This is a genomic window from Methanobrevibacter sp. DSM 116169, from assembly GCF_046197865.1.
Lineage (GTDB): Archaea > Methanobacteriota > Methanobacteria > Methanobacteriales > Methanobacteriaceae > JAHKLT01.
On record NZ_CP166990.1, the window covers coordinates 1,115,371 to 1,140,947 of the forward strand.

The window sequence follows — 25,577 nt, forward strand, 5'->3', positions numbered from 1 at the left end:
TATTTATTATCTAAATCATTACATGAAAATAAAATAATCTCATTTAAAAATAAAACCTAACATTATCCTAGTATCAAAAAAGTAATGCCTAAAAATCAAATTCTTAAAGTATTAGATAATTTAATTGCAGCATCTTCATACTTTGAGAAATCTTCATCAAAAACTTCAAGATAATATTTTTCTTGAAATTCAAAAAAATCTATTTCAAGTTGCTTGAATTTTTTTAAGTATTCTTTTTCAGTTTTATCATTAGAAATAAATTCCATTTTATTTAAAACAATTTCTAGAAAATTAAGATTAATATCCAATAATAAATCTATTTCTTTTTTAGAAAAGATTTGATTTTTATTTTGTTTTTGCAAGATATAATTAGTTATATATTCAATATCAATAAGAGTATTTAATTCATCACTAAATTTATCTGAAATTTGATTTAATAAATGTTTTAATACATTTAATCCTTCAACAAGCCTATCCATCATCCATTTTAATATTTCATTAGCTTGAATATTTTGTGTTTCATTTGATGATTTTTCTGAAGTAATAATTGAATAATTTTCTAAATTTGAAGTTTCTTCTTTTTCAATATTAATTTCTAAAGGATCATTAACAAAAATTCTTTTTGCACAAGAATGACTTCCATTTAATAATGTTTCCATGTATTTTAAAAATGAGTTTATGCTTTTAATAATTTGATTTTCATTAAAATCAAAATTCATAGGTTGCATATAATTCCTCCTAAAAATCAAATATAAGTATTTCCCTATATAAAATGCTATGTTTTATTAAATAACAAATATACAATAGTAAAACAATAATTAAAAATCAAAACAATGATTTAAATTAAAAAAAATTAACTATTATCAAAGTCTTCAATAGTTTTATCAACAAGTTCTAAAACTGCATTTTCTAAATCAGGGAAAGTAAAATCACAAACAATTGGTATATTATCACAATAAACTACATCAAGACCCATTTCAATAGATTCTTTTGTAACTACATCAACTGCAGCTGCTTTAAGCTCTGTTAAAACAATATCAACATCATCAATATATTCATTTAAGTCCTTCTTAAGTAAAGGCCTATCTGATAAATGAGATGTTGTTGCAATAACTTTACATCCATATTCAGATTCTAAATAAAATGATAAGACTTCTTTTATTTCATCTGGTGCAGTTGTAGCAAATAATACTTTTTTATCTTTAATATCTCCTAATGGTTTTGGTCTAAAAACAGTGGCTATTACCTTAGCATTAGGATTAATTTCGTGTACTAATTTTACAATGTAATCAATTTTTTCTTTATTTGCAATTGGTTCTTCACACATTGTAATAATTACAAGGTCTCCCATTGCAATTCTATAAGGACCGAAATAATCTTTAATATTATTTAATGGTTGGTTTGCACCTATAAGTACAATATTTTTATTGGTTTTAATAGGTGGAATAGCTGCACCACTACCTTCAAAGATGATAAATTTACTATCTACTTCATTTGCAATTTCAGCACCTTTTTTCATATTAGTTAAAAAGACTTCACCTGCCATTCCTCCACCACAACGTCTACAACCTATTGTTAAGATTCTACTCATAAGTGCATCTTCCCAATGATCACTAGCTGCATGAATTCCTTTATTTGATTGTTCTAAGAGAAATTCTGGTGTGATTTTAAGTTCATCTCCTCTAACTATTTCTGGTTCTTCAGGTCCACCTCTACCCATAGCTACAACACAAGGATCATAGTTATTTTTATCAAGTAATCTAGATACAAATCCAGAAACTGCTGTTTTTCCTATTCTTTTACCTGTTCCTAAAATTTTAATTGAAGGTTTTAAAGGTATATCATATTGAGATACAGGTTCAAATTTAAAATCAGGCCCTTCATATATTATATCATCTGCTATTACATTACATGCAATTTTAAATCTTTTAGAATAATCAAGAACTGGTTCATCACTTAAATCCATGACTCTGTCTACTTTAAAATCTTTTGCAATAGTTTGAATAATTTCATATGGAACTTCATTTTTTAATGGTCCAAAAAATACTGGTATTCCAAGTAATTCAGAGTAGTAATCTTCATTATCTTCTCTTAATTTTTCAGTTCCACCAATAAAAACAGCTGCTACAACATCAATGTGTTCAAGTGAATTTAATGTATCAATAGCATTTTTAGTTACAGGAATATAATGTTCTCCATCAATTAAACATAATGTTTTAGTTGACATAAAAATAACCTATATTTTAAGCATAATTAATTTCTTTTTCAGTTCTTTTAATCAAATCATCTAATGTATTAGAAACATTAGGTGGAATTGATCCAGGATCTTTATTTGCAACAACTTCAGAAATAGTTTTACATAAAACAAAAATAGCTTTTTTGTGTTCTGCTTTCGTTCTATGTATGTGGTGAGGATTTATTTTAAGAGATATATAATCTTTGCAGTTTTTTTCAATTTCTTCATCATCAATTAAGTACTTTAACATATATACCAAAAATTGGTGGACTTGTATCATTTCATCCTTATACATAGATATCTTTCTCTTTAATAATTAACTAAAATTGTGTTTTATAAAAATCTTTACTAAATTTCGTATTATTTAATTCTTATCTAAAATCTTATATTTAAATCTGATTGAATAATATTTTTTATTAAATTTAAATTTAAATTTAAATGTTTAAACAAACACTAACTATTTCGAACATTTTGAACTTAATTTTATCCAAAATAAATTTTTTATAAAATTTTTTTGTTTTATTATAAATTTTTTATTTTATTAAAAAAATAATGAATTAATTAAAACTAATTTTAATAAAAATCAAGTTAAGTTTAATTATCAATGTAAATCAAATATTAAAAAAATCACTCAAATCTTTTTGATACTGGTTTAAATAATAATCTGAAAATGAGCTGTTTGCAATCTTCTATTTCTTTTCAACATTTTTTCCCACATATCATTAGCTTTATTTTCACTAATAATCCTCTTATCAACAGCTTTTGATAAAATAATAGCAGTAGTTAAAATAGGGAAATTATATTCATCAGCATACGATTTAACATCTTTAAGGTTATTACTTGCAACAATTCCATTATTTTCAATAGCAAGTGAAATTGCCGATGCTTCACCTTCTCCAATTTTCTTCCTACCCCATCTACCCTCAGTAAATAAAATATATCTTTTATATTCTTCACTTTCAGAACTAATATTTCTAATTTCAATGAATCCTTTCTTTTCCAAAAACTCTAAATTTTTTTTAATTATATATGGACTACTATCATTAGAAATTTCTCTATAAGATTGAATAGGTAAGATAATTTTAGAAAATAAAGATTCCAATATAAAAGTTTCACCAATAATTAAAAAACAAGATAAACAATCAGTATCATAAAAAATTGGCTTATTTTTATCCAAATTAATCATCCTCATCTAAATTATATACAATATCTGATCTGTATCCTTGTAGCAATAATTCTTCTTTTTTACCAATAGAAATTTTATCTTCTATAAAAACTTTTTCAATTAAAGGAATATATTTTCCTAAAGAATAATATTTCCTTTCTTCTGGTGAAGACTCATATAAATCTGTACTAAAACCTAGTGCACAAGAATTATTTTTTACATCTGGTTTAAATTTAATAAAATCATCATAACTAATTAATTTCTCTTTTCTTAATCTACATAACATTGAAATATGACTTATTTGATAGTATTGTTCACAATTAATAACATAACTTACTGTCCAATTTTCAATTTTATTTCGATTTATATAATCATTTAATGCTCCATTGGGCATTAATAAAGAAGATGCAAAATTATCTGCTTCTTTTTCACTATCATCATATTCATCATCACTACAAATTAACCATTCATCATTATCTTCATATAATAAATGATATAATTCATGAGCTAAAGTAAAATTTTGCCTACCTTTAGAATGTGAGGAATTAATTAAAATTAAATAATCAATATCTTCTTTACCACAACAACCACTAATTTCATCATCTAAAGGCATAAAAATAATAGTCAAATTATCCATCTTATCTGTAATAATAGAAAAAATATTTATTGGAGAATAAGGATCAATACCCCAAGTTCTTCTTAAATCTTCAGCTAATCTATCTGTTTCTAATTGAGATTTCATAATTATTCCTCATTATCTAACTTTCTTAGAAATTTTAAATTGTTAATTATTTGATTCATTTTAGAAACTGCTTCTAAATTAGGATTATTATTATTTAATCTAAAAGCAAATTTATTAGGAGAATAATCATTAGATTCATCTAAAATATATTCATGAGAGCAATCATACAACATAGATATTTTATCTAATAAATCTAAATTTAAAGATCTTTCTTCATTTTCTATCTTAGAAATTTGTCCTTGATCTACTTTTAGATAATTAGCAATTTGTTGTTGAGTATAATTATTATCTTCTCTTAATTTTTTTAACTTCTCTCCTATTTTACTCATTTTTTCACCCTTTTTATAAATATACCACTAAATGTTTATAATAATACTTTGGCATAAATACTATATAAATTTTTCTTAAAAATTATGTCAATTAGTAAAAACCAAAAATTAATTATGATATAATTTTTTATAATTTTAAATCAATTAGTTATTTATGTATTAATTTATTATTTTCAAATAATTTGACAGATATTAACTAAATAATATCTTTAAAAAGAATATTTTAATAGAACAAGATTATTGAATAAATATTCAAAACCAAATTAAAATTTCAAAATACATATATCATGAAATTTAATAAATAATTTTAATGATTACAATTGCTATTGGTGTTGGAGAAAATAAAAATATATTAAAAGCTATAGATATCTTTAAAAAAGATAATGATTGTAAAATAATAGCTATTCATGACGAAAATGAACTTATAAATAGTATTTATGATAAAAACACAGATATTGTTATTAGAGGTTCTTTAAACTCATATAATATACTTAAAACACTTAAATCTAAAAATCCAAACATTTCAAGAGCTACATATATTAAAAGTGAATCTAATGAGTTTTTACTAAGTCCTGTTGGAATAGATGAAGGTAATTCAATAGGTGAAAAGTTTGAAATAGTAAAAAACTCCATAAAATTTTTAAATGATTTAGGTAAAACTCCTAAAATAGCTATCCTATCAAATGGTCGAAAAGATGACTATGGAAGATGCAAAGATATAGATAAATCCCTTAAAGAAAGTGAAGAACTTTACAACATCATTAATGATAATTTAAAAGTAGATATTAAAAATTATTATATTTTAATTGAAGATGCAATAAAAGAGAAAAACAACATCATAATAACTCCAAATGGAATAATAGGTAATTATTTATTTAGAACATTGGTTTTAATAGATTCTTGGCCAAGTTGTGGTGCTATAACTTTTGGATTAGATAAAATTTATATTGATACTAGTCGTTCTCAATCAGTTGATGGCTACTTAAGATCAATAAATTTAGGACATAATATTTTAATAGATAGATTAAACAAAAATAAATAATTGATAAAATGTCAGAAAATTTCATTTACAGACTTTATGAATGGTATATTTCAAAGGATTTAACTAAAGAAAATATGCCAAAACACATTGCCCTCATTATGGATGGTAATAGAAGGTATTCTAAAGTCCAAAAAAATATGGATGTCAGTAAAGGCCATGAATTAGGTGTTGATACTCTAGAAAAGGTTTTAGATTGGAGTATTGATTTAGGTATTGAAATCATTACAGCTTATGCCTTCTCAACAGAAAATTTCAAAAGATCTCAAAAAGAAGTTGATGGACTAATGAGACTATTTGTTGAAAGCTTTAAAAAGATTGTAAGTAATGAAAGAATCCATAAAAATAAAGTTCGAGTTAAAGCTGTTGGAAAACTTGAACTCATGCCAGATGATGTTCGTGAAGCTATTAAAGAAGCTGAAAGGGCAACAGAAGATTACAATGAAAGGTTTTTAAATATAGCTATTGGTTATGATGGAAGATTAGAAATTGTTGAAGCTATTAAAAAGATTGCAGAAAATGTTAAAGAAAATAAAATAGCTATTGATGATATAGATGAAGATATGGTAAGTAAAAATCTTTATACAAAGGGAATTGATGATCCTAACCTAATTATAAGAACAAGTGGAGAAGAACGTTTAAGTGGATTCCTACTTTGGCAATCATCTTACTCTGAACTATATTTCTGTGATAGTTTATGGCCAGAACTTAGAAAAGTTGATTTTCTAAGAGCTATAAGATCATATCAAGAACGTGAGAGAAGATTTGGAGTTTAAATATGATTGATACTCATTGTCATGTTGATTTTGATGCATTTAATGAAGATAGAGAAGAGGTTATAAAAAGAGCTAAAGATAATTTAGATGCAATTATAAATTCTGGAACAAGTTTAGATGGAAATAAAAATGTTTTAGAATTATCTAAAAAATATGAAGGATTCCTGTATCCTAGTTTTGGCTATCATCCTGTAACATCCCAAGATAAATCAGCTGATGATTTAATAAATGCTCAAAAACACTTAATTGAAAACATTGAAAATATTGTAGCTATTGGAGAAGTAGGAATGGATTATTTTTATACAAAAGATAAATCATTAAGAGCAAAACAAAATGAAATTTTCACATCTTTTGTTAAAATAGCTGATGAGTACGAAGTTCCTCTACTTATACATGCACGAGATTGTGAAAAGAAAGCATATAATATTGTTAAAGAATATGATGGTATTCCTAATGTTATATTTCATTGTTATAGTGGTAGTTTAAAGACAGCTTGTAAGATTTTAGATGAAGATTATTTTATATCATTTTCTACAATGATTTGTTATTCAACTCATCATCAACAATTAGCTAGTGAAATTCCACTTGAAAATATCCTAACAGAAACAGATAGTCCTTATTTAGCTATGACTCGTGATGAGAGAAATGAACCAGCAAATGTTATAAAAGCTGGTGAAAAGATTTCTGAAATTCAAGGCATTAATTTTAGTGAAGTTGATAAAGTAACTACAAGTAATGCTAAGAAAGTTTTTAATATAAAATAAGTTTTAAGGTTAAATGTTTTAAATAATCTATTAAATAAATTTTATAATCATCCAATTACAATCCCTTCTTTATTTACTGTATCATAAAATGAACTATCTTTATATTCATCATAATGCTCTATAGAAATAATCTTAGGAGAAATATATTCATCTTTTTCTATTAATAGTTTAAAAACAATCTCAAAAACATCATCTTCAATTTTATCTTCATCAGTAGTTAAAATAAGAATATCTATATCAGAATCTTTAGTATCATCACCACGAGCAACAGATCCAAATAGTATAATTTTTTTAATTTCTGGATAATTTAAAGATTTTGCAAACTCAATAGCTAACTTTTTTCTATCCATATTAACACATTTATTATATTATTTTTATTATTAAATATGTTTTAAAAATTGGAAAGCTATTCAATTTAAGAATAGCTATACCAATAAACCACAAAATGGTTTTTTCATTTATTCACATGAACAATATACTAATTGCTACAAGAAGGTGATATGAATAATTATATTCTTATCACATGCTTTTTTAAGATTAGTTTTTGTAATTTTTAAAACTAACCAATTGAAACTATAATTTAATAATATAAAAAGCTTGTTGAAGCAATATTGTAAAATTGTTTTCAAAATAAAACCATTATAATAATTTACCTAATTTTAAAATAGCTTTAGGTGAAATATTAACTAATCTTTTTAAAACATCCAATAAATTCATATTATAAAAAGATACACCTTCAAAACTAATAGCTATCGAATCAATTTCTTTATCATTTAATGAAAAAGCATAATTATTAATAATAATGAATTATGAAAAAATTAAAATAAGTTTTAAAAATTGGAAAGCTATTCAGTTAAAGAATAGCTATACCAATAAACCATAAAATGGTTTTTTTCTCTTTAAATTGGACAATGTTTACACATAGTCTATTTAAAAATTATGTTTTTTATAATATATAAAATTATTCAAATCTAAAATCATCTTATATCAACTAGTAATGTTTAATGGAGAATGTATTTTTTCATATATTTAAGCTCGAAAAATAATAAAAAAGCTTATCTCCAATAAATTAACCGAATATTTTAAGTAATGCTCCAAATAATAAGAGCATTTGGGCGAATAATATTATGTAATCATACATATTATCACCCCCTTTACTTAGTAATATTAGTAAACTATATGAAACAAATCATGAAAAATAATGTTTTAAATGATTACCAATATCCATATTTAAAGAGTTTATTATTTTTTAAATTAGTGAAATATACTCATTAAAAATACATATAATTAGTTTAATTTAGTATTAAATAAATCATTCAGTTTTATATCGTCTCAATATTGATTTAAGAAGATGTTATTAGAAAAAAGAAGAATATTTAATGAAAATAGTAAATAGATTTAGTATTCAAAAAAATAAAACCATTATAATAATTTACCTAATTTTAAAATAGCTTTTGGTGAAATACTAACTAATCTTTTTAAAACATCCAATAAATTCATATTATAAAAAGATACACCTTCAAAACTAATAGCTATTGAATCAATTTCTTTATCATTTAATGAGAAGGCATAATTTCTAACTTTTACAAGTTTATTAAAGTCTTCACCAAAATCATCCATAACTAATTTTCTATATCTTTTTAAAAAATCTCTAGAACAATCATTATTTTTTATTGCACCAGCAGCAACTTTACCTGTATATCTAGCTCCTTTAATTGAAGATATAATTCCTCCACCAATAAAAGGATTATATTGACCTGCTGCATCTCCACAAACTAAAATATTATCCCTTATAGGATTATTAATTACTCCACTAATTGGAACTTTAGCTTCAACAACATCAATATCTTTTAAATTTAAATTAAAATAGCTATTAATAAACTTAAGCAAATATTTTTTATGTCCATCTCCTTCAATAGAAATACCTACTTCTACTTTAGAATCTTTAAGTGGATAAATCCAAATATACCCATTTGGAGAAATAGAACCAAAGTGAAACTCAATTTTATCCATATCAATTCCATTAACTAAACATTGGCAAATATTTGCATATTTTGAAGGTGATTTTATATTAAATGCTTTTGATACATTTGAAGGATACCCATCAGCTATAATTAAAATTTTACAATTAATTTCATAATCAGTATCATTACTTTGACATTTAACTTTATAACCTTCTTTAGTTTTCTCTAAAGATACTGCTTTAGTTTCATTTTTAATTTCACAACCTAAATCAATAGTTTCTTTTTTTAATTTTTGAATAAATTTTTCTGAATCGATTAAATATCCTTTTTCACTTGAATTGATATTATCATTCGATAATGTTACTTTATTTTTATTTGGTGAGACCATAGCTAATTCTTGAACTTCATTTAATAAAGAATTTCCAACAAAAAGATCTAAATCCTCTAATCCAGATTTATAAACTAGTTGAGTTTGTTTATTTTTAAAGTTTTTATTTAATATTACTACATTTAAATTTTCTAAGGCGATTGTTTTACCTGCTTCAAGGCCTGCTGGGCCTCCACCAATTATTAAAACATCAGTTTCTATCATAATATCTACTAATTATAAATTATGTTTTTCTTCTTTAAAAAAAGTTTAGGTATGTCTAAATTAAATTATATAAAAAAATTAAATTATTTTAAAGGAAGTAATCCTTTTTCTTTAAAAATTTCTTTAGCAGTTCCCATTGCATTAATAGCTGCAGGAAAACCAGCATAAGCAGACATTTGCATAATAATCTCAACAATTTCCTCTGCCTTTACACCAACATTTAAAGCAGCTTCAATATGACTTTTTAATTGTCCTTGAGGAAATCCTAAAGTTGTAAGAGCAGCTATTGTACATAGTTCTCTAGTTTTTAAATCAACAGTTTCCCTTGTATAAATTTCAGAATAAGGATATTCAACTACAAATCTTCCAAGATCTGGAGCAATATCTTCTAAGCTTTCAAAAAGATTTTCAATATTTTCTTCATTAATATTTTTTAAAAGATCCATACCTTTTTTAAATCTATCTTCCATTTTATCACTTAATATTATATTAAGATTTTAGAATATAAAAATAATATAGATATTAAACAATTACCCAAAAAAATTAATTAAAAATTACAATAAAACAAAACCTTTATATAAATTAAACAATAAAATAATAGATAGTGCATAAATTAAAGATTACTTATGATTCAATTATTTATTTAAATTATTAATTTATTTTGTAGTAAATATTTTTTTTCATTATAACTTTTTTAATTCTTAAATTTTTATTAAAAATTATTCATTATGCATTACTAAGAAAAATAATCTTATTTTAGATTATTATTAAAGGAACAAATAATATGTTTGAAGATAATTACAATGATAATAGTTCTTCCTGCCCTGTTGAAGTAGGAAGCGAATACGATGTTAAAATTGAAGGTAAAGGTAATTCTGGCGATGGAATAGCTAAAGTCGAAGGCTTTGTTATATTCATTCCTGGTGTTGAAGAAGGTCAAGAAGTGACTGTAAAAATCAACACTACACGCAGAAACTTTGCTTTTGGCGAAGTTGTAGAATAATATTTAAAATTAAAATATTTTTAGCTATTAATTTAGCTAAAATACATTCTATTTCTTATTTTTAACTTACAATAACTACACTATTAATGTCTAGAATATACATTTAATAGTTAAAAAAAACTTTTTTTACATGATAAACAAAATTACAAAAGAATACGTTAAAAAATTCAATAAATCAAAAGACACACAACTAAAAATAACAACTAATAAAAACGAATATTTAATTCAAAAAGACGATAAAATACACTTTAATAACAAAGAAAGCAATATAATCGTTGATTCTAATAAAACAAAAATACTTAATAAAGATATTATTACTATTAAACCAGAATATATTTTAAATAGTAATGAATTATTTGAATCTTTATATTGTTGAAAAAACTGATAATTAATTTTATCAAAACCCTTTTTTTAAATTTCACTTTTCACATAATAAATTACTAATATTTTAAGATAATAATATAATAATAAGTGATAAAATGAAACCATATGTAATACTTAATGCAGCTATGACATTAGATGGAAAAATAGCTACTGAAACAGGAAGTTCCAAAATATCTAATCAAAAAGACTTAATTAGAGTTCATGAACTTAGAAAAGAAGTTGATGGAATAATGGTTGGAATTAATACTGTAATTCAAGATAATCCTCGTTTAACAGCACATAAAATTGAATCAACAAAAGAAGATAATCCTTTAAGAATCATTGTAGATAGTAAAGGAAGAACTCCACTAGCTTCAAAAGTATTAAAGCCAGATGCAAATACCATAATAGCTATAGCTAATAATTATAAAGATGACCTAATTTTAACAGATAGATGGGAAATGCTTAAAAATATGGCAGAATTTTACTTTAATGGAGAAAAACAAGTTGATCTAAAAGATTTAATGCATTATTTATATGAGAAAGGAATTAAAACAATTATGCTAGAAGGCGGTTCTACATTAAATTTTTCAATGATAAAAGAAGGATTAATTGATGAGATTAGAATCTGTATAGCTCCAATGGTTGTAGGTGGTGTAAATGCCATTAGTCTTTTTGGTGGTGAAGGTATAAAAGATATGGAAGATGCAGTTAAATTAGAATTAACTGACTCTTATAATTTAGATGAAGATCTAATATTACATTATAAAGTTCTTAAATAATCTCAATTTCTAGCTATTATAAAAGTTATTCCTGTTAAATCTTTTAAATCATCATATTCTTCTTTTTGACCATTTAAAAAATCTATAAAAAGATCTTTTTTATCTGGATATTTATTAATTAATTCTAAAGAACGTTTTTCAATTAATGCATATTCTTTATTAAAATCTTCTATAAAAATTTCATTATTATCCATTATTTCATCAATAACTTTAAAATCAGCTTTATTTACCTGATTAAATAATTCATTTTTACTTATATATTTAAAATTATCATTACTATAAGCATCCGAAATAATTATAAAACCATTTTCATTTAAAATTGAAGATAGTTTAGAAATAGCTATTAAATAATTTTCAAAAATAGGCCCTGTAGCTCCTAAGATAATTAAATCAAATTTTGGTAATTTTTTAATTTCTTCTCTAATATCCCCAGTTGTAAATGTTGTTAAATGATCTACTTTTAGTTTTTTAGATTTCATTTTAGAAAATTCAATAAAATCTTCTAAACCATCAATTCCATGACACTTACAATTAAATTTTTGAGCAAGTTGAATTGATATTGCGCCTTTTCCACATCCTAAATCTAAAACTTTAATGTTTGATGGATCTTTAATATTATTTTTAATTAATTTATAAATATCATCAAAAGGAGTTCCTATTTGCCAAAAATCTTGTAATAAATAAGAAATAAAAGGGAGAATATCTGAATTTTGACTGTCTAAAGAATTAGAAATACTATCTTCTAAAGAGTTCATAAAGATCTTTTAATTAAATCTTTAGGGTTTTGAGTTAATGCTTTTAAAGTTTCCTCATTAGTTAAACCTGCACCAATACCAACTTTATAAGCTTTATCAAAATCCATTAAATCTCCAGGAGCATGTGAATCAGAATTAATAAGTAAATTACAATCTAACTCTTTAGCTATTTTAGCTACATGACCATTAGCTAAACAATGACCTTTTCTACCACTAATTTCCAAGTAGATTCCATTTTCTTTAGCTATTTTAGCTTCATCATGTGTTATAAGACCAGGATGAGCTAAAACATCAACATGTTCAGATTTAACAGCTGCAAGATTTGTTCCTTCCAAAACTGGTTCATTTAATGTTTCACCATGAACAACAACTATTTTTGCACCTAATTCTTTTGCTTTTTTTGCTAAAGGATCAATTGATTCAGTTGGAACATGTGTAATTTCTGCACCCAATATTACTTGAATATCCCAATTTTTATTTACATCATCAATAGCTTCTTGAATATCTGCTATATCTTCAACATTAGAATAATCAATATGATCTGTAATAGCTATTGCTTCATGATTTAATACAATAGCTCTTCTTGCAAGTTCTGAAGGAAGTAGCTCTCCATCACTAAAAATACTATGCATATGTAAATCAATTCTTTTTTTCTCCAAAATTAATCTCCTTATAATATAGTTATTTAAAAATCTGTTTTTTATCTTATTAAATATTAAGTATTTTAAGAATAATAAGATATTCTCTTGTAATTTTATAAATTATATAGTAAGTACAATAATCTTATTTTACTAAAACATTCCATTAATAGATTTATTTTTTAATTTTAATATTATATTGGCTTTATTTATGAGAAATATTTAAATTTAATGAATATTAATTATAATACAGAGTATTTAATCTTCTTTCATATTCAAAAATTAAAAAAATAATATAATTATAACATAAGTTGACTGATATGAAAGACTATACCACGTCTTTCATCTTTTTAAAAGGAGGTGAGAATATGGGTTTAACCTATATCATAATAGGAATTTATTATATTCTTATTGGATTATATTATTTAATATAATCTTAAATATAGTTAAATAGAGTTTTTTTGGACATTTTGAGTATGTTATACCATTATTATTTTCTCATATGTTAAAGAAGATCTTACCCTAAAAAGTTCCAAACAGAGAAAATTAAAGTCAAACAAGAAAAATTACATCATAAAATAATATTTATAAGATATAAAAGAAAAATTTTATATAATATTAAATCATATTTTAAATTAGACGTGGTATTTATTTCAAATTTTCATTCAACAAAATTTGTAGTATTCTGTTGCAATAGTTTATATATTATTTATAAATCTTGCAACAGAATTTTTTTTTATTTAAAAAAAACATAATTAATTTTACAAATTAGTATTTATTGGTATTTTATAACTAATATTATAAGTTTCATAATGAATACAATAATATCTTTTTAAGGAAATATTCTATTAATATATTTATTTTTTAATTTTAATATCATATTGTCTTTATTTATGAAAAATTAAGTAAAATAATATTATTTAGTTAAAATAAAAGAAAAATTTTATATATTATTAAATCATATGTTATAATTGAAATGTGGGAGATTCTTCAAATTTTCATTCGGCAAAATTTGTAGTATTTTAGTTGCATAGATTTATTATTAGCTTTTATAAATCTTGCAACACAAATTTTTTAATTTTATAATTTTTCTTAATATAATTAAATTTTATATTCTTTCGGTGGATTTCCAGAAAAATCAGCTATAGTAGCTTTTCCTTCAATAGAATAAACTTCAAATACTGGATTATCAGCTTTTTCATAAAGACCTTTAACTAATTCACTACTATTAATTACTTTTTCTTTAATTTTTAAATTATTAGTAAAATTAGCTTTTCCTGAAATTCTTATCCATACAAATTCTGGACTAGCTGATGTTAGCTCTAAATCATTAGTTTTAATGAGTTCTTTATACATAATTTTTTCATTACTTGTACAAAAGTATAATTTACCCTCATCTTCACACATAAATTGTACAGGCCTAACTTTTGGATTATTATCTAATCCAAGTGTTGCTAAGTATTGAATTGGATTTTCTTTTAAGAAATTTATTACATCATTCATATTTTTTACCTCTTTTAAATTATTTTAAAAATACCTAAAAAGTTATATTTTAATAAAAATATAGATAAGGTATAAGGTTTAAAGTTATCAAACCATGTTCTAAAATGTGTTTTATAATATTTAAATAGATTTTGTAACTGTTTGGTAACTAGTAACCATTAAGTAACCAATAAAAGATTATTATGAATAATAAAAATGATTTTGCAAGTAAATGTCCAGTAGATAGAGCTATGGATTTATTAAATAAAAAATGGCATATTCAAATAATTAAAGATTTATTTTTTGGCAAAAAACATTTTAAAGAGTTTAAAGAAGATAAGCCTAATTTAAGTAATAAAGTTTTATCAAATTGTCTAAAAGATTTAGAAAATAAGGAATTAATTAATAAAACTATTTTAGAAAATGGTAACTATACAGAATATTCATTAACAGAAAAAGGATTAGCATTAAATAAGGTTATTTATGAATTAGCTATGTTTACACTTGAAAAATGTGATGATTTTAAAGATGATAAACACAAAGCAAATGTTGAAAAACTCTTTAAAAATACATTAGATATTAACTGATTAGTTATGAAAACAACTGTTTATGTTCCATCTCATATAACTGGAATTTTTAATATTAAAGAAGATTCAAATCCATTAAAAAAAGGTTCATTAGGTATTGGTTTTTTACTTAATAAAGGAGTAATAACAGAATTTAAAGAAAGTTCTAGTGATGAAGTTTCTATAAAAATTAATGGACAGGAAGATAAATTCAATGAAACAATCATAAAAGAAACATTGAGATTATTAGAAATTGATTCAGGATTAGAAATTAATCAAAAAATTGAAGTTCCTATTGGATCTGGTTTTGGAACATCTGCTGCATCTGCTCTTGGAGTAGCTATTGGAACATCAGAACTTTTAAATTTAAGTCATGATTTAACTAAATCTGGTCAAATTGCACATTTAGCTGAAATTAATTTAGGTTCTGGTTTAGGTGATGTAATAGCTGAAATGTCTAAAGGAATTATTCAACGTATCACACCAGGTGCACCAGGTTATGGACAACTTATAGAAATTCCATTTAAAGATGAGTTATTTGTAGCTTGTAAGACATTCAGCTCTATAAATACTAATGAAGTTATTTCCAATGATTATTATAAAAATAAAATTAATGAAATAGGAAAAAAGCTATTAAATGAATTTAATTTAAATCCAAACTTAGAAAATTTCTTAAATTATTCTTTAAAGTTTTCAAAAGATACAAATTTAATAAGTTCAGAAATTTTAGATTTATCTAATGAGTTAAATTCTCATAAAGATATTTTAGGTTCTTCTATGGCCATGCTTGGAAATACTATTTTTACATTTTCAAAAAATAAAGATATTTTAGATAATCTAGAAGGTTTTACTACATATCAAATTAATAAAGAAGGTATAAAAATTGATTAAAGTTTCATATGATATTGAAGTTTATAGAAACCAATTAATTGAATCAATAAATCCAGATGATACAGTTATTGAAATTGGTTGTCATGTAGGTAAGACAACTGAAATTATTACTAAAAAATTAAAAAATGGTAAATTAATAGCTATTGATAAAAGTCCAGAATCCTTTAATGAAATAAATAAATTAAAAAATAATTTTAATAATTTGGAATTTATTAAAGCAGATGTTAGACTTCATGAAACTTTAGAAGAAGTTTATAAAAAAGTTAGTAAATGTGATTTACTTTTAATTGATTTAGGTGGTGGTTATCATCCTGATACTGTTTTTAAAGTTTATTATATTTGGTCTTCCACACTAAAACCTAAAACAACATTAATTAGAAACAGAGGTTTAGTAGAGTTTATAAATTCTTCAAAAATAGAAGAAAATTTTATAAGTGAATCAGGCTATTTAGAATCATATGAAGATCAAGGTATTCCACCTCAAATTAAAGAATTTAATTTATGGACTTCTAAGTTAGAATAGCTATTTTTCATATAACATTTTAAAACTTTTTATATTTAAAAAAACATAGATATTTATGTTAATTCATAAATGAATTTATTTTTTGTATAAAATTAGGTGATAAAATGATAGGAAAAAAGATTCGATTAGAAAGAATCATTAACAGAGATACTAAAAGAACTGTTATCGCACCTATGGATCATGGAGTTTCAATTGGGCCTATTAAAGGTATAATCGACATGGATAAAACTATTGAAAGCATATCTCAAGGTGGAGCAGATGCTGTTTTAATGCATAAAGGTATTGTAGAACAAGGTCACAGAGGCTATGGTAAAGATATTGGTCTTATTATCCATTTATCTGCTAGTACATCACTTAGTCCTGATCCAAATAATAAAGTTTTAGTTACAAGTGTAGAAAAAGCAATTCAATTAGGAGCAGATGCTGTTTCAATACATACTAATATTGGTTCTGAAACTGAAAGCGATATGTTAGAAGAACTTGGTGAAGTAGCTGAAACTTGTAGTTATTGGGGAATTCCACTACTTGCTATGATGTATCCTAGAGGCCAAAAAGTTGAAAATGAACATGATGTTGAAATGGTTAAACATGCTGCAAGAGTAGGTTCAGAACTTGGTGTAGATATAGTTAAAACTAATTATACTGGGGATCCTGATTCATTTAAAGAAGTTGTTGAAGGAGCATTAGTTCCTGTTGTAATAGCTGGTGGGCCAAAAGTAGATACTGATGAAGATCTTTTAAATATGGTTAAAGATTCTTTAGAAGTTGGTGGTGCTGGTGTAGCATTTGGACGTAATCTTTTCCAAGCTAAAAATCCAGGTAAAATTACAAAAGCTATTTCTGAAGTTGTTCATCACGATATGGAAATTGATGAAGCTTTAAAAATCTTAAAATAGAGGTAATTTTTTTGAAAAATAAATTTGCATGGATTATGAGTCCTAATAAAAATTGGGATGATAAAAAAGATTTAATTACTGCATCTTTAGAATCTGGCATAGATGCTGTCTTAGATTTAGAAGATTTAGATAATATTCATAAAATAGGAAATATGAATGTTTTATCTAATGATGAATCTTCTGATATTTTTTTAGTAGGAATAGGTGGAGAAGGTGATGGAACATTTCCTTTAAATGAATCATTAAAAAAATCAAAAGATTTAACTATTGCAAAAGATGCAAAATCAAATGGAAAAACTGTTTGTGCATTTATTAAAATTACTGATAAAGCTCATGAACAATTAGCTGTTACAATTGGCAAAGTAGTAGATTATATAATACTTGTTGGAACTGATTGGACTGTAATTCCTCTTGAGAATATTATTGCAGATCTTCAAAAAGAAGATGTTAAAATAATAGCTGCAGTTAAAGATGCAGATGAAGCACAAGTAGCTATTGAAACACTAGAAGTTGGAACTGATGGTGTAATTTTTGAGCCTAATGATATTAATCAAATAAAAGAAATTTCTGAACTTGTTGATTCTGCATCAAATGAAAAATATGCTTTAAAAGAAGCTACTATAACAAATATTAAATCATTATCATCAGGAGATAGAGTTTGCATTGATACTGCTTCTATTATGGAACCTGGTGAAGGAATGTTAATTGGTAGCTATTCAAAAGCTTTATTTTTTGTTCATAGTGAATCTTTAGAAAGCGAATATGTTGCATCTCGCCCTTTTAGAGTTAATGCAGGACCTGTTCAAGCTTATGTAATGGTTCCAGGTAATAAAACAAGGTATTTATCAGAACTTAAAACTGGAGATGAAGTTTTAATAGTAAACTCATCTGGTGAAACTCGTAAATCCATTGTAGGCCGTAGCAAAATTGAAAAAAGACCTTTAATTTTAATTGAAGCTGAATATGATGGTTTTAAAATTAAAACATTACTTCAAAATGCTGAAACAATAAGATTAGTAGATTCTAAAAATAATGCTGTTTCAGTATCTTCTTTAAAAAAAGGAGATAAAGTTAAAGTTTTTATTGATGATCAAGCAAGACATTTTGGAATGAGTATTGAAGAAAACATTATAGAACAATAACTGATTTAAATGACATCTAAAATTAGAAGTTTTTTAGCTATAGAGCTTGATAACACTTTAAAAGAAGATATTATCAAAGTTCAAAATGAATTTAAGAAATTTGATTCAAATATTAAATTTGTAAATCCTAATAATTTTCATCTAACATTAAAGTTTTTTGGTGATATTGATTTAAATTGTGCTGATAAGATTAGTTCATTAATTCAAAATACATTAAATAGCTATAATTCTTTTGATTTAGAGTTAAAATCTACTGGTGCTTTTCCCAATAATAATCATATAAAAGTACTTTGGATTGGTTTTAAAAATAATGATATATTAACTAATCTTCAAAAAGACTTAGATAATGAGTTTTTTAAATTAGGTTTTAAAAAAGAAAGAGATTATAAAAGTCATTTAACTATTGCAAGAGTAAAAGGTTCTAAAAATAGAGATTTAATTAAAAAAACATTAGAAAATAATAAAAATATTACTATTGGAAAGATGAAAGTAAGTAAAATTCATTTAAAAAAGAGTACATTAACACCTAATGGACCAATTTATGAAGATTTAAAAGTATTTGATGTGACTAAATGAAATACGATAATATTTTAAAAGAAATTAAACCTAAAAAAGAAGAGATTAATAAGTGCCTTAAAATAGCTAATGAACTTATTGATTTTTTAAATGATTCTGCAAAAAAAGAAGGTATTAATGCAGAAGCTTTTTTAGTTGGTTCAGTTGCAAAAGAAACATTTTTATCTGGAAAATCTGATATTGATATTTTCATTTCTTTTCCATTAGATGTATCTATGGATTATTTAGAAGAGAAAGGATTGTTACTTGGATATAAGGCAAGTGATAAGTTTAATGGAAATTCTTATAAAAATTATGCATCTCACCCATATCTTATTAGTGAAATTGATGGATTTAAAGTTGATTTTGTCCCTTGTTATAAAATAGATAAAGGAGATAACATTAAATCTGCAGTAGATAGAACAATCTTACATACAAATTATATTAAAACTAATAAAATTAATAAAGATGAGATTTTACTTCTTAAAAGATTTATGAGTGAAACTAAAACTTATGGATCTGAAAATAAAGTAGGCGGTTTTGCAGGTTATTTATGTGAGCTATTAATTTTAAAATATCAAACTTTTGAAAATCTTTTACTTTCAGCTACCAATTGGAAGTATGGAACATCTATTGACTTAGAAGGTTATGGAACTTCAAAACAATTTAATGATCCTTTAATTGTAATTGACCCTACTGATAAAAATAGAAATGTTGCTGCATCTTTAAGACTTGATACATATAGTGAATTTATAAACAGTGCTAGAAACTATCTTGAAAGTTCAGATGATATTAAACTAAAATATTTTTATAACTTAGATAAAACTCTTTCAATAAATAAATTAAAAAATCAATTTAATGATAGAGGAAACACTAGCTATATTATTAGTTTTAAAATACCTGAAATAGTTCATGATGCTCTACATCCTCAACTTAAAAAAACTTTAGAATCCATATGTGAAAAACTTGAAGATAATGAATTTAAAGTTTTTAAAAGTGATTATTGGAGTGATGAGGAAAATATAGCTATTTTCATCTTAGAAATGGAGGTTTTTAAACTTAGTAATATTAAAGTTCATTATGGGCCTAAAATATTTGCAAAAAAAGCATGTTTAAACTTTCAAAAAATTCATGGAAGAGAAAACTGTTATACCTTAAATGATTTTCTAGTTAAAAACACTGAAAGAGAATTTAAAACATGTGAAAGTTATATTAATCATATTTTAACTAATGAACATTCTCATAAAATAAAAATTGGTAAAAATCTTAAAGATTCATTACTTGAAACTTATAATATTTCTTTATTAATTGATAATATGGATGAATTTAATGAAAATAAAGATTTTTTAATCTTTTTAGATGATTTTTTAAATCCAGGTCAATATCAAAGAAGATGAAATTTAAATTATTTTTTTAATATCATCTTCAGTTACAATTAAAAGTGATTCTAGGTTTTCATAAGTTATTGAAGCTATTGGATGATCATCATTAGATTCACTAACTAAAAATAATTCTTTTTCTTCATCATTTACAACAATCCAATTAATATTAAAAATTACTACACCATTTAAAATAATTCCTAAATATTTTGGAATAAATACATTATTTTCTGCTTCTTCAAAAAATTCACTATTACTTAAAGCTTCTTTAATATTATTATTCATCTAAGCCCTCCTTACGCTCCCAAACAAATTTAGGAACAGCCTCTTTAAAAGGATCAAAATTTTCTCTATTTTTAACTTCCATACATTTCATGCTAACTTTAGAATGAAGTGATGAAGGTAATCTTAAAATTCTTTTTAAATCTATTGAAACTTTCGCATCAATTGTTGCTAAATTAATTTGAGCCATAGCTTCAATTAAATTTTTATATCTAATTGGGCCTATTTTACTTTTAAATAAACCCCACTCATTATCATTTAAATAATCTCTATATTTAAGGATATCTTTCATTAACTTTGGATTGATTCCATCAAAAGATTCTTCACCAGTTAAATGTAAAATATTATATTTAACTTTAGATGTAAATATTTTATGATATCCAACTGGAATAGTAAAGTGTTCAAAATTATATGCTTTATTTGTTGAATCTAAATTAGAATATTGAGTTTTTGGAACTTCAGCTCCTGCAACATATTTTAGTACTTCTCCTCTTAAATCACTGCCAGATAACATCATGTCTTCATCTAAAATTCTTATATGATACCCTCTACCAGAATATACTAGATGGAGATTTTTTAATGATAAATTTTCAGATAATGTATCAATTAAGCTATTAACAATTTCTAATGCTTCACCTAAACAAGTCTCACATACACCTTCACAATTACAAGATCTAATTGGAATATCTTTTGCATCAACATCAAAAATATATTCTGCTTTTTGCCAATCTCCTCTTCTACGAGGATTATTATAAAAGGCAACTGAAATATAAGCTGCAAAAGGACTTCTTTGTCTTAAAAATTTCTTTAAAGCATCTGAACCTTTAAAAACTTTATACCTATCATTAGGTCCTTGGCCCAAATGGTCGAAACCGAATTCTCTTTGAGTAATCCCTTCAGTAATAAACTTAGGTAAGTCATCTACAGACCATTCTTCTCTATAATACTGTCGTCTTTCTTTTAAACTAGCTTTACTTAACATATAAACACGATTAAAATACAATACTATTATATTTTTCAAAATATTTAATAATTTTTACAAATTCTAAAATCCTAAAATAAAATATGTGATGTTTTTTATTATAATTCCAAGTCCTACTCCACCAAGTAAACCAGTAATTAATCTTAATGAATTATTACTCATTCTATATCCATTGTATTGAGATACACCATCAACATAAGCAGGTAATAGTAATAACAATCCGAATATAAATAATCCAATAGAATAATTAATAATATTAAAGTTTGAATATATTAAATAAGCTATTACTCCTATATAAAATCCAGTACATCTGCTACATACTGGAAATTGATATTTACCAATAAAAAAACTTCTTTCAGGCATCCTATGACAAATTAATTTCATGTAATCCATATTATCAAATTATATTTAAAAAATCTAATATTAAAGCTAAAATAAAAAAAATTACAAGTCCTCCACAACAAAATTTTTGTATAGGTAAAACTTCCATTTCAGGTGCTTTTATAGGTTCATTTTTAATCTCATCAGCTATTTTTTTACGGTTTTTTAACTCACAACTAGTACAATAAGTATGTCCAAAATGTGTTTTATTATTACATCCATAAGTTAAACATATATCATCATAATTTGCACACATTGTATAAAAACCTTTATTTTTAATATTAATTATGTTAATTTAATTATAAAAAGTTTTTTTAATAAATTTAACAATAATTTAAAACAAAAACTATTTATCACTCAAAAAACAATATTATAATAGAGATGATATTATGAAAAATGAAGTTTTTTATGGAAAAGGTATTAATTTTATTAAAGATGAAGACCCTGAGCTTTATGAAGCATATGTTGAGTTAAATAATCAAGTATACACTGGTAAAGCTTTAGATTATAAAACCCAAAAATTAGTAGCTATTGGAATTGAAGCTTCAAAAGCAGATGATAGATCTACTAAAAAACAAATGGAAAGTGCTATGCAAGAATTGGGCATTACAAAACAAGAAATCTTAGATGTATTAAAAATTGTTCTTTTAACATCAGGTGCACCTGCTTTTAATAAATCAGTTAAAATTTTAAATACTATCTAATTTTTTTCTTTTTTTAATTTATTTTGTAGAATATATTACTTGATTTGCTAGTTGAGCTAAATCAAGTCCATAATAATCTTGTAAAAACAATAAAGCTAATAATATTAATCCTATAAATAATAATAATTTTAAGTTTTTAATTACTGCATAAACGATTAAAAATATAATAAGTAATCGAATACCCATTATAATGTAAAAATCCATTTTTATCCTCCAGACATTATTATTTTAGTTTCATTATCAGAAATTTCTTCTTTTTTAAAGTCAATATCAAATTTAACTCTTTCAATAACATCTGTTAATGCATCTAATGTTTCTCCCCTATGGTTACCTAAAACACAAACTAAAAATAAACTATCTCCTGTATAAAATTCACCAACATAATGAATTACAGAAACATCAAAAACACCAAATTTAGTTTTAACACTTTCTACAATTTCATGAATCTCTTTTAAACTTTTATCAATATCAGGAGTAGTTAAAGTTAATTTCTTAATTTTATTATTATCTTCTTCTCCCCTAACAATTCCTTCAAATGTGAAAATAGCTCCAGCTTCATCAATCCTATTATTTTTTTTAGCCTCTTCAATCAAGTCAGCTATTTTAACATAATCTTCATCTTTTTCAATAATTCTAATAACCATAATATAACCTGTCTATAATTCACTAATTTCTTTTCTAGAAAGATTTTTAAGTCTTTTTAAACCATCAACTTCACAAATAATATCAGCAGTAGCTTCAGGAACAAGATCTTGCCAATTTTCATCTGTTAACATTCTACGTCGAACTTCAGTTCCAGATAATTCTTCCCTATTAAATAAAGGAGGAGTAGATGTTTTGAAATTTTCCTCTTCAAATAATTGTCTAACTAAAGAATTTCCACTGAAAACCTTTAAAAAAGGAGGAGTCATCATCCTAACATGAGCTACCCAAACAGCATTCATTTGAATATCTTCCATTGGAATAATATAATACCTTTCAGAATTAATATCATTATCTGCTAAAGCTTTAGTAAGCATCATAACTCGTTCACCAGCAGTAAATGGATCTTTTAAAGTATGACTGAGTTGTGCACTTCCAATTCCAATAACAATCTCATCAACTTCTTCTAAAGTTTTTTTAATAACTTCAATATGACCATTATGAACTGGTTGCATTCTTCCAATTACAAAGCCCCTATTATTTTTCATAAAAATAAATATATCTTTTATTATATTTTAATATTTTTACTTAAAAATTAGAATAAATTAAGATTATAGAATAATTAAATTAATATAAAAATATTAAATATTATGAAAATCATAAAAATAAATAAGGAAAATTAAAAAATTGGAGGTTAAAAATGAAAAATAATAAAAAATACAAAGAAAGAACACTTGAAGTCCATGCTGGTCAAGAAAATCCTGATCCTGCAACTGGTGCAAGAGCTGTTCCTATTTATATGACAAGTTCTTATGTTTTTGAAAGTACAGAACAAGCTGCTAATCTTTTTGCACTTAAAGAAGAAGGGAATATTTATACTAGAATGATGAATCCTACAACAGATGTTTTTGAAAAAAGAATGGCTGCTATTGAAGGAGGAATAGGTGCACTTGCTCAATCATCTGGTTTATCTGCAATTACATTAGCTATTTTAAATATAGCTAGTTCTGGTGATGAAATTGTATCTGCTGATAATCTTTATGGAGGAACATTTAATTTATTTAAATATACATTTAAAAAGTTTGGAATTAATGTTAAATTTGTTGATTCTCAAAATATAGCTGAATATGAAGAAGCTATAACTGATAAAACTAAAGCAATTTTTTGTGAATCTTTAGGAAATCCAAAATTAGACATTCCTGATTTTGAAAAGCTTTCTAAAATAGCCCATGATAATGAAATTCCTTTAATTGTTGATAATACTTCTGCTATTACAATGGTTAGGCCAATTGAACATGGTGCTGATATTATTGTTCATTCAGCAACTAAATATATATCTGGTCATGGTACTGCATTAGGTGGAGTAATTATTGATTCTGGAAAGTTTGATTGGACAAGAGGTAAGTTTCCTGATTTTACAAATCCTGATCCTTCTTATCATGGTTTAAACTTTAGGGATAGCTTTGGAGATTCTGCTTATATTGTTAAAGCTAGAGTCCAACTTATGAGAGATATTGGTTCAATTATTAGTCCTTTCAATTCATTTTTGCTTTTACAAAGTCTTGAAACACTATCTTTAAGAGTAAACGAACATTGTGCAAATGCTTTAAAAGTAGCTAAATTCCTTGAAAATCATGAAGCTGTTAGTTGGGTTAATTATCCTGGTTTAAAAGATAATGAAGCACATACATTAGCTAAAAAATATTTAAATGGAAAATATGGCGGAATTATTGGTTTTGGAATTAAAGGTGGAATTGAAGAAGGTAAAAAATTCATTGAAAGTGTTGAATTGTTATCTCATCTTGCTAATATTGCAGATTCAAAAAGTTTAGTTATACATCCTGCAAGTACAACTCATTCTACATTAACAGAAGAAGAACAAATTGCATCTGGAGTGACCCCCGATTTCATTAGAGTATCTGTTGGTATTGAAGACGCCGAAGATATCATTGAAGATATAGACAAAGCATTAAAAAAAGCTGTGAAAAATTAGTTATATTAAAT

The 25,577-nt window shown here is 24.4% G+C and carries 34 protein-coding genes; 15 read left to right on the forward strand and 19 right to left on the reverse strand.

What is annotated here, in order from left to right; translation table 11 throughout:
- Positions 1-95: 95 nt before the first annotated feature.
- The 6 genes from ACA134_RS05390 to ACA134_RS05415 all read right to left on the reverse strand — a co-directional run bounded on the left by ACA134_RS05390 (position 96) and on the right by ACA134_RS05415 (position 4,472).
- Positions 96-728, reverse strand: coding sequence for a hypothetical protein (locus ACA134_RS05390; RefSeq protein ID WP_409199402.1), 633 nt, complete (start codon positions 726-728; stop codon positions 96-98).
- A gap of 125 nt (positions 729-853) precedes the next feature.
- Positions 854-2,233: a 2,3-diphosphoglycerate synthetase gene (locus tag ACA134_RS05395; RefSeq protein WP_409201072.1), complete on the reverse strand. Its 1,380-nt coding sequence runs from the start codon at positions 2,231-2,233 to the stop codon at positions 854-856.
- Positions 2,234-2,243: 10 nt separating this feature from the next.
- On the reverse strand, positions 2,244-2,531 hold the full coding sequence (locus ACA134_RS05400; protein ID WP_409199403.1) for a UPF0058 family protein: 288 nt from the start codon (positions 2,529-2,531) through the stop codon (positions 2,244-2,246).
- A 357-nt stretch (positions 2,532-2,888) separates the two neighbouring features.
- Positions 2,889-3,413, reverse strand: coding sequence for a hypothetical protein (locus ACA134_RS05405; RefSeq protein WP_409199404.1), 525 nt, complete (start codon positions 3,411-3,413; stop codon positions 2,889-2,891).
- A gap of 1 nt (position 3,414) precedes the next feature.
- The gene (locus ACA134_RS05410; RefSeq protein ID WP_409199405.1) at positions 3,415-4,143 is read right to left on the reverse strand and encodes an ImmA/IrrE family metallo-endopeptidase; all 729 of its coding nucleotides are present in this window, start codon (positions 4,141-4,143) and stop codon (positions 3,415-3,417) included.
- A 2-nt stretch (positions 4,144-4,145) separates the two neighbouring features.
- Entirely contained in the window at positions 4,146-4,472 is a 327-nt protein-coding gene (locus ACA134_RS05415) for a helix-turn-helix domain-containing protein (protein WP_409199406.1), read from the reverse strand.
- 310 nt (positions 4,473-4,782) lie between these two features.
- Between ACA134_RS05415 and mtxX the strand changes: the two genes are divergently transcribed.
- From mtxX to ACA134_RS05430, 3 genes are read left to right on the forward strand one after another with little or no spacing between them, the layout of a single operon-like run.
- Positions 4,783-5,514, forward strand: coding sequence for a methanogenesis marker protein Mmp4/MtxX (gene mtxX / locus ACA134_RS05420; protein WP_409199407.1), 732 nt, complete (start codon positions 4,783-4,785; stop codon positions 5,512-5,514).
- A gap of 8 nt (positions 5,515-5,522) precedes the next feature.
- On the forward strand, positions 5,523-6,287 hold the full coding sequence (uppS, locus tag ACA134_RS05425; RefSeq protein WP_409199408.1) for a polyprenyl diphosphate synthase: 765 nt from the start codon (positions 5,523-5,525) through the stop codon (positions 6,285-6,287).
- Between the two features lie 2 nt (positions 6,288-6,289).
- A complete protein-coding gene (locus tag ACA134_RS05430; protein ID WP_409199409.1) occupies positions 6,290-7,051 on the forward strand; it encodes a TatD family hydrolase in 762 nt (253 codons plus the stop codon).
- Between the two features lie 47 nt (positions 7,052-7,098).
- Here the strand turns inward: ACA134_RS05430 and ACA134_RS05435 are convergent, their stop codons facing one another.
- The 3 genes from ACA134_RS05435 to ACA134_RS05445 all read right to left on the reverse strand — a co-directional run bounded on the left by ACA134_RS05435 (position 7,099) and on the right by ACA134_RS05445 (position 10,077).
- On the reverse strand, positions 7,099-7,401 hold the full coding sequence (locus tag ACA134_RS05435; protein WP_409199410.1) for a nucleotidyltransferase domain-containing protein: 303 nt from the start codon (positions 7,399-7,401) through the stop codon (positions 7,099-7,101).
- A gap of 1,072 nt (positions 7,402-8,473) precedes the next feature.
- Complete coding sequence (locus tag ACA134_RS05440) at positions 8,474-9,607, reverse strand: NAD(P)/FAD-dependent oxidoreductase (RefSeq protein ID WP_409199411.1); 1,134 nt, start codon at positions 9,605-9,607, stop codon at positions 8,474-8,476.
- 83 nt (positions 9,608-9,690) lie between these two features.
- On the reverse strand, positions 9,691-10,077 hold the full coding sequence (locus ACA134_RS05445; protein ID WP_409199412.1) for a carboxymuconolactone decarboxylase family protein: 387 nt from the start codon (positions 10,075-10,077) through the stop codon (positions 9,691-9,693).
- A gap of 314 nt (positions 10,078-10,391) precedes the next feature.
- On the opposite strand from ACA134_RS05445, the gene ACA134_RS05450 reads away from it, so the two are divergent.
- The 3 genes from ACA134_RS05450 (at position 10,392) to ACA134_RS05460 (ending at position 11,755) form a co-directional block, all read left to right on the forward strand.
- Entirely contained in the window at positions 10,392-10,610 is a 219-nt protein-coding gene (locus ACA134_RS05450) for a TRAM domain-containing protein (protein WP_409199413.1), read from the forward strand.
- A 130-nt stretch (positions 10,611-10,740) separates the two neighbouring features.
- Positions 10,741-10,986 (forward strand): hypothetical protein, encoded by a 246-nt coding sequence (locus ACA134_RS05455; RefSeq protein ID WP_409199414.1) that lies wholly within the window; start codon positions 10,741-10,743, stop codon positions 10,984-10,986.
- 103 nt (positions 10,987-11,089) lie between these two features.
- Entirely contained in the window at positions 11,090-11,755 is a 666-nt protein-coding gene (locus ACA134_RS05460; RefSeq protein ID WP_409199415.1) for a 2,5-diamino-6-(ribosylamino)-4(3H)-pyrimidinone 5'-phosphate reductase, read from the forward strand.
- Positions 11,756-11,757: 2 nt separating this feature from the next.
- On the opposite strand, the gene ACA134_RS05465 is transcribed toward ACA134_RS05460, so the two are convergent.
- From ACA134_RS05465 to ACA134_RS05475, 3 genes are all read right to left on the reverse strand, one after another.
- A complete protein-coding gene (locus ACA134_RS05465; RefSeq protein ID WP_409199416.1) occupies positions 11,758-12,510 on the reverse strand; it encodes a class I SAM-dependent methyltransferase in 753 nt (250 codons plus the stop codon).
- On the reverse strand, positions 12,507-13,169 hold the full coding sequence (locus tag ACA134_RS05470) for a histidinol phosphate phosphatase domain-containing protein (RefSeq protein ID WP_409199417.1): 663 nt from the start codon (positions 13,167-13,169) through the stop codon (positions 12,507-12,509). The genes ACA134_RS05465 and ACA134_RS05470 overlap by 4 nt, the downstream gene beginning before the upstream one ends.
- A 1,080-nt stretch (positions 13,170-14,249) precedes the next feature.
- The gene (locus ACA134_RS05475; RefSeq protein ID WP_409199418.1) at positions 14,250-14,651 is read right to left on the reverse strand and encodes a pyridoxamine 5'-phosphate oxidase family protein; all 402 of its coding nucleotides are present in this window, start codon (positions 14,649-14,651) and stop codon (positions 14,250-14,252) included.
- Between the two features lie 182 nt (positions 14,652-14,833).
- Between ACA134_RS05475 and ACA134_RS05480 the strand changes: the two genes are divergently transcribed.
- From ACA134_RS05480 to cca, 7 genes are all read left to right on the forward strand, one after another.
- A complete protein-coding gene (locus tag ACA134_RS05480; RefSeq protein ID WP_409199419.1) occupies positions 14,834-15,217 on the forward strand; it encodes a winged helix-turn-helix transcriptional regulator in 384 nt (127 codons plus the stop codon).
- 6 nt (positions 15,218-15,223) lie between these two features.
- Positions 15,224-16,087 (forward strand): pantoate kinase, encoded by an 864-nt coding sequence (locus ACA134_RS05485; protein WP_409199420.1) that lies wholly within the window; start codon positions 15,224-15,226, stop codon positions 16,085-16,087.
- On the forward strand, positions 16,080-16,610 hold the full coding sequence (locus ACA134_RS05490; RefSeq protein ID WP_409199421.1) for an SAM-dependent methyltransferase: 531 nt from the start codon (positions 16,080-16,082) through the stop codon (positions 16,608-16,610). Before ACA134_RS05485 ends, ACA134_RS05490 begins: the two co-directional genes overlap by 8 nt.
- 104 nt (positions 16,611-16,714) lie before the next feature.
- Positions 16,715-17,506, forward strand: coding sequence for a 2-amino-3,7-dideoxy-D-threo-hept-6-ulosonate synthase (locus ACA134_RS05495; RefSeq protein ID WP_409199422.1), 792 nt, complete (start codon positions 16,715-16,717; stop codon positions 17,504-17,506).
- Between the two features lie 11 nt (positions 17,507-17,517).
- On the forward strand, positions 17,518-18,648 hold the full coding sequence (locus ACA134_RS05500; protein ID WP_409199423.1) for a 3-dehydroquinate synthase II: 1,131 nt from the start codon (positions 17,518-17,520) through the stop codon (positions 18,646-18,648).
- A 9-nt stretch (positions 18,649-18,657) separates the two neighbouring features.
- On the forward strand, positions 18,658-19,224 hold the full coding sequence (gene thpR / locus ACA134_RS05505) for an RNA 2',3'-cyclic phosphodiesterase (RefSeq protein ID WP_409199424.1): 567 nt from the start codon (positions 18,658-18,660) through the stop codon (positions 19,222-19,224).
- A complete protein-coding gene (gene cca, locus ACA134_RS05510; protein WP_409199425.1) occupies positions 19,221-20,600 on the forward strand; it encodes a CCA tRNA nucleotidyltransferase in 1,380 nt (459 codons plus the stop codon). Before thpR ends, cca begins: the two co-directional genes overlap by 4 nt.
- A gap of 3 nt (positions 20,601-20,603) precedes the next feature.
- Here cca and ACA134_RS05515 read toward each other — a convergent pair whose 3' ends face one another.
- From ACA134_RS05515 to ACA134_RS05530, 4 genes are all read right to left on the reverse strand, one after another.
- A complete protein-coding gene (locus ACA134_RS05515; protein ID WP_409199426.1) occupies positions 20,604-20,867 on the reverse strand; it encodes a hypothetical protein in 264 nt (87 codons plus the stop codon).
- A complete protein-coding gene (priS, locus tag ACA134_RS05520) occupies positions 20,860-21,846 on the reverse strand; it encodes a DNA primase catalytic subunit PriS (protein WP_409199427.1) in 987 nt (328 codons plus the stop codon). The genes ACA134_RS05515 and priS overlap by 8 nt, the downstream gene beginning before the upstream one ends.
- Before the next feature lie 63 nt (positions 21,847-21,909).
- The gene (locus tag ACA134_RS05525; protein ID WP_409199428.1) at positions 21,910-22,239 is read right to left on the reverse strand and encodes a DUF2085 domain-containing protein; all 330 of its coding nucleotides are present in this window, start codon (positions 22,237-22,239) and stop codon (positions 21,910-21,912) included.
- A 4-nt stretch (positions 22,240-22,243) separates the two neighbouring features.
- On the reverse strand, positions 22,244-22,483 hold the full coding sequence (locus tag ACA134_RS05530; protein ID WP_409199429.1) for a hypothetical protein: 240 nt from the start codon (positions 22,481-22,483) through the stop codon (positions 22,244-22,246).
- Positions 22,484-22,616: 133 nt separating this feature from the next.
- On the opposite strand from ACA134_RS05530, the gene ACA134_RS05535 reads away from it, so the two are divergent.
- Positions 22,617-22,931, forward strand: coding sequence for a carboxymuconolactone decarboxylase family protein (locus tag ACA134_RS05535; protein WP_409199430.1), 315 nt, complete (start codon positions 22,617-22,619; stop codon positions 22,929-22,931).
- 18 nt (positions 22,932-22,949) lie between these two features.
- On the opposite strand, the gene ACA134_RS05540 is transcribed toward ACA134_RS05535, so the two are convergent.
- Genes ACA134_RS05540 through ACA134_RS05550 form a run of 3 tightly spaced genes read right to left on the reverse strand, consistent with a single transcriptional unit; the run spans position 22,950 to position 24,121 of the window.
- Positions 22,950-23,135: a hypothetical protein gene (locus ACA134_RS05540; RefSeq protein ID WP_409199431.1), complete on the reverse strand. Its 186-nt coding sequence runs from the start codon at positions 23,133-23,135 to the stop codon at positions 22,950-22,952.
- Positions 23,136-23,137: 2 nt separating this feature from the next.
- Complete coding sequence (locus ACA134_RS05545; protein ID WP_409199432.1) at positions 23,138-23,575, reverse strand: molybdenum cofactor biosynthesis protein MoaE; 438 nt, start codon at positions 23,573-23,575, stop codon at positions 23,138-23,140.
- A 12-nt stretch (positions 23,576-23,587) separates the two neighbouring features.
- Positions 23,588-24,121 carry a nicotinamide-nucleotide adenylyltransferase gene (locus ACA134_RS05550; protein ID WP_409199433.1) on the reverse strand — a complete coding sequence of 178 codons (534 nt, stop codon included), beginning with the start codon at positions 24,119-24,121 and terminating at the stop codon, positions 23,588-23,590.
- A gap of 152 nt (positions 24,122-24,273) precedes the next feature.
- Here ACA134_RS05550 and ACA134_RS05555 point away from each other — a divergent pair, with 152 nt between their 5' ends.
- The gene (locus ACA134_RS05555) at positions 24,274-25,566 is read left to right on the forward strand and encodes an O-acetylhomoserine aminocarboxypropyltransferase/cysteine synthase family protein (RefSeq protein WP_409199434.1); all 1,293 of its coding nucleotides are present in this window, start codon (positions 24,274-24,276) and stop codon (positions 25,564-25,566) included.
- The last annotated feature ends 11 nt before the right edge of the window (positions 25,567-25,577 follow it).

Bases quoted from the DNA above. Each gene is read 5' to 3' on its own strand.
- ACA134_RS05390 (WP_409199402.1), bottom strand. From the start codon at position 728: ATGCAACCTATGAATTTTGATTTTAATGAAAATCAAATTATTAAAAGC.
- ACA134_RS05400 (WP_409199403.1), bottom strand. From the start codon at position 2,531: ATGTATAAGGATGAAATGATACAAGTCCACCAATTTTTGGTATATATG.
- ACA134_RS05410 (WP_409199405.1), bottom strand. From the start codon at position 4,143: ATGAAATCTCAATTAGAAACAGATAGATTAGCTGAAGATTTAAGAAGA.
- ACA134_RS05415 (WP_409199406.1), bottom strand. From the start codon at position 4,472: ATGAGTAAAATAGGAGAGAAGTTAAAAAAATTAAGAGAAGATAATAAT.
- mtxX (WP_409199407.1), top strand. From the start codon at position 4,783: ATGATTACAATTGCTATTGGTGTTGGAGAAAATAAAAATATATTAAAA.
- uppS (WP_409199408.1), top strand. From the start codon at position 5,523: ATGTCAGAAAATTTCATTTACAGACTTTATGAATGGTATATTTCAAAG.
- ACA134_RS05430 (WP_409199409.1), top strand. From the start codon at position 6,290: ATGATTGATACTCATTGTCATGTTGATTTTGATGCATTTAATGAAGAT.
- ACA134_RS05435 (WP_409199410.1), bottom strand. From the start codon at position 7,401: ATGGATAGAAAAAAGTTAGCTATTGAGTTTGCAAAATCTTTAAATTAT.
- ACA134_RS05440 (WP_409199411.1), bottom strand. From the start codon at position 9,607: ATGATAGAAACTGATGTTTTAATAATTGGTGGAGGCCCAGCAGGCCTT.
- ACA134_RS05445 (WP_409199412.1), bottom strand. From the start codon at position 10,077: ATGGAAGATAGATTTAAAAAAGGTATGGATCTTTTAAAAAATATTAAT.
- ACA134_RS05450 (WP_409199413.1), top strand. From the start codon at position 10,392: ATGTTTGAAGATAATTACAATGATAATAGTTCTTCCTGCCCTGTTGAA.
- ACA134_RS05455 (WP_409199414.1), top strand. From the start codon at position 10,741: ATGATAAACAAAATTACAAAAGAATACGTTAAAAAATTCAATAAATCA.
- ACA134_RS05460 (WP_409199415.1), top strand. From the start codon at position 11,090: ATGAAACCATATGTAATACTTAATGCAGCTATGACATTAGATGGAAAA.
- ACA134_RS05465 (WP_409199416.1), bottom strand. From the start codon at position 12,510: ATGAACTCTTTAGAAGATAGTATTTCTAATTCTTTAGACAGTCAAAAT.
- ACA134_RS05475 (WP_409199418.1), bottom strand. From the start codon at position 14,651: ATGAATGATGTAATAAATTTCTTAAAAGAAAATCCAATTCAATACTTA.
- ACA134_RS05480 (WP_409199419.1), top strand. From the start codon at position 14,834: ATGAATAATAAAAATGATTTTGCAAGTAAATGTCCAGTAGATAGAGCT.
- ACA134_RS05485 (WP_409199420.1), top strand. From the start codon at position 15,224: ATGAAAACAACTGTTTATGTTCCATCTCATATAACTGGAATTTTTAAT.
- ACA134_RS05495 (WP_409199422.1), top strand. From the start codon at position 16,715: ATGATAGGAAAAAAGATTCGATTAGAAAGAATCATTAACAGAGATACT.
- thpR (WP_409199424.1), top strand. From the start codon at position 18,658: ATGACATCTAAAATTAGAAGTTTTTTAGCTATAGAGCTTGATAACACT.
- cca (WP_409199425.1), top strand. From the start codon at position 19,221: ATGAAATACGATAATATTTTAAAAGAAATTAAACCTAAAAAAGAAGAG.
- ACA134_RS05515 (WP_409199426.1), bottom strand. From the start codon at position 20,867: ATGAATAATAATATTAAAGAAGCTTTAAGTAATAGTGAATTTTTTGAA.
- priS (WP_409199427.1), bottom strand. From the start codon at position 21,846: ATGTTAAGTAAAGCTAGTTTAAAAGAAAGACGACAGTATTATAGAGAA.
- ACA134_RS05525 (WP_409199428.1), bottom strand. From the start codon at position 22,239: ATGGATTACATGAAATTAATTTGTCATAGGATGCCTGAAAGAAGTTTT.
- ACA134_RS05530 (WP_409199429.1), bottom strand. From the start codon at position 22,483: ATGTGTGCAAATTATGATGATATATGTTTAACTTATGGATGTAATAAT.
- ACA134_RS05535 (WP_409199430.1), top strand. From the start codon at position 22,617: ATGAAAAATGAAGTTTTTTATGGAAAAGGTATTAATTTTATTAAAGAT.
- ACA134_RS05540 (WP_409199431.1), bottom strand. From the start codon at position 23,135: ATGGATTTTTACATTATAATGGGTATTCGATTACTTATTATATTTTTA.
- ACA134_RS05545 (WP_409199432.1), bottom strand. From the start codon at position 23,575: ATGGTTATTAGAATTATTGAAAAAGATGAAGATTATGTTAAAATAGCT.
- ACA134_RS05550 (WP_409199433.1), bottom strand. From the start codon at position 24,121: ATGAAAAATAATAGGGGCTTTGTAATTGGAAGAATGCAACCAGTTCAT.
- ACA134_RS05555 (WP_409199434.1), top strand. From the start codon at position 24,274: ATGAAAAATAATAAAAAATACAAAGAAAGAACACTTGAAGTCCATGCT.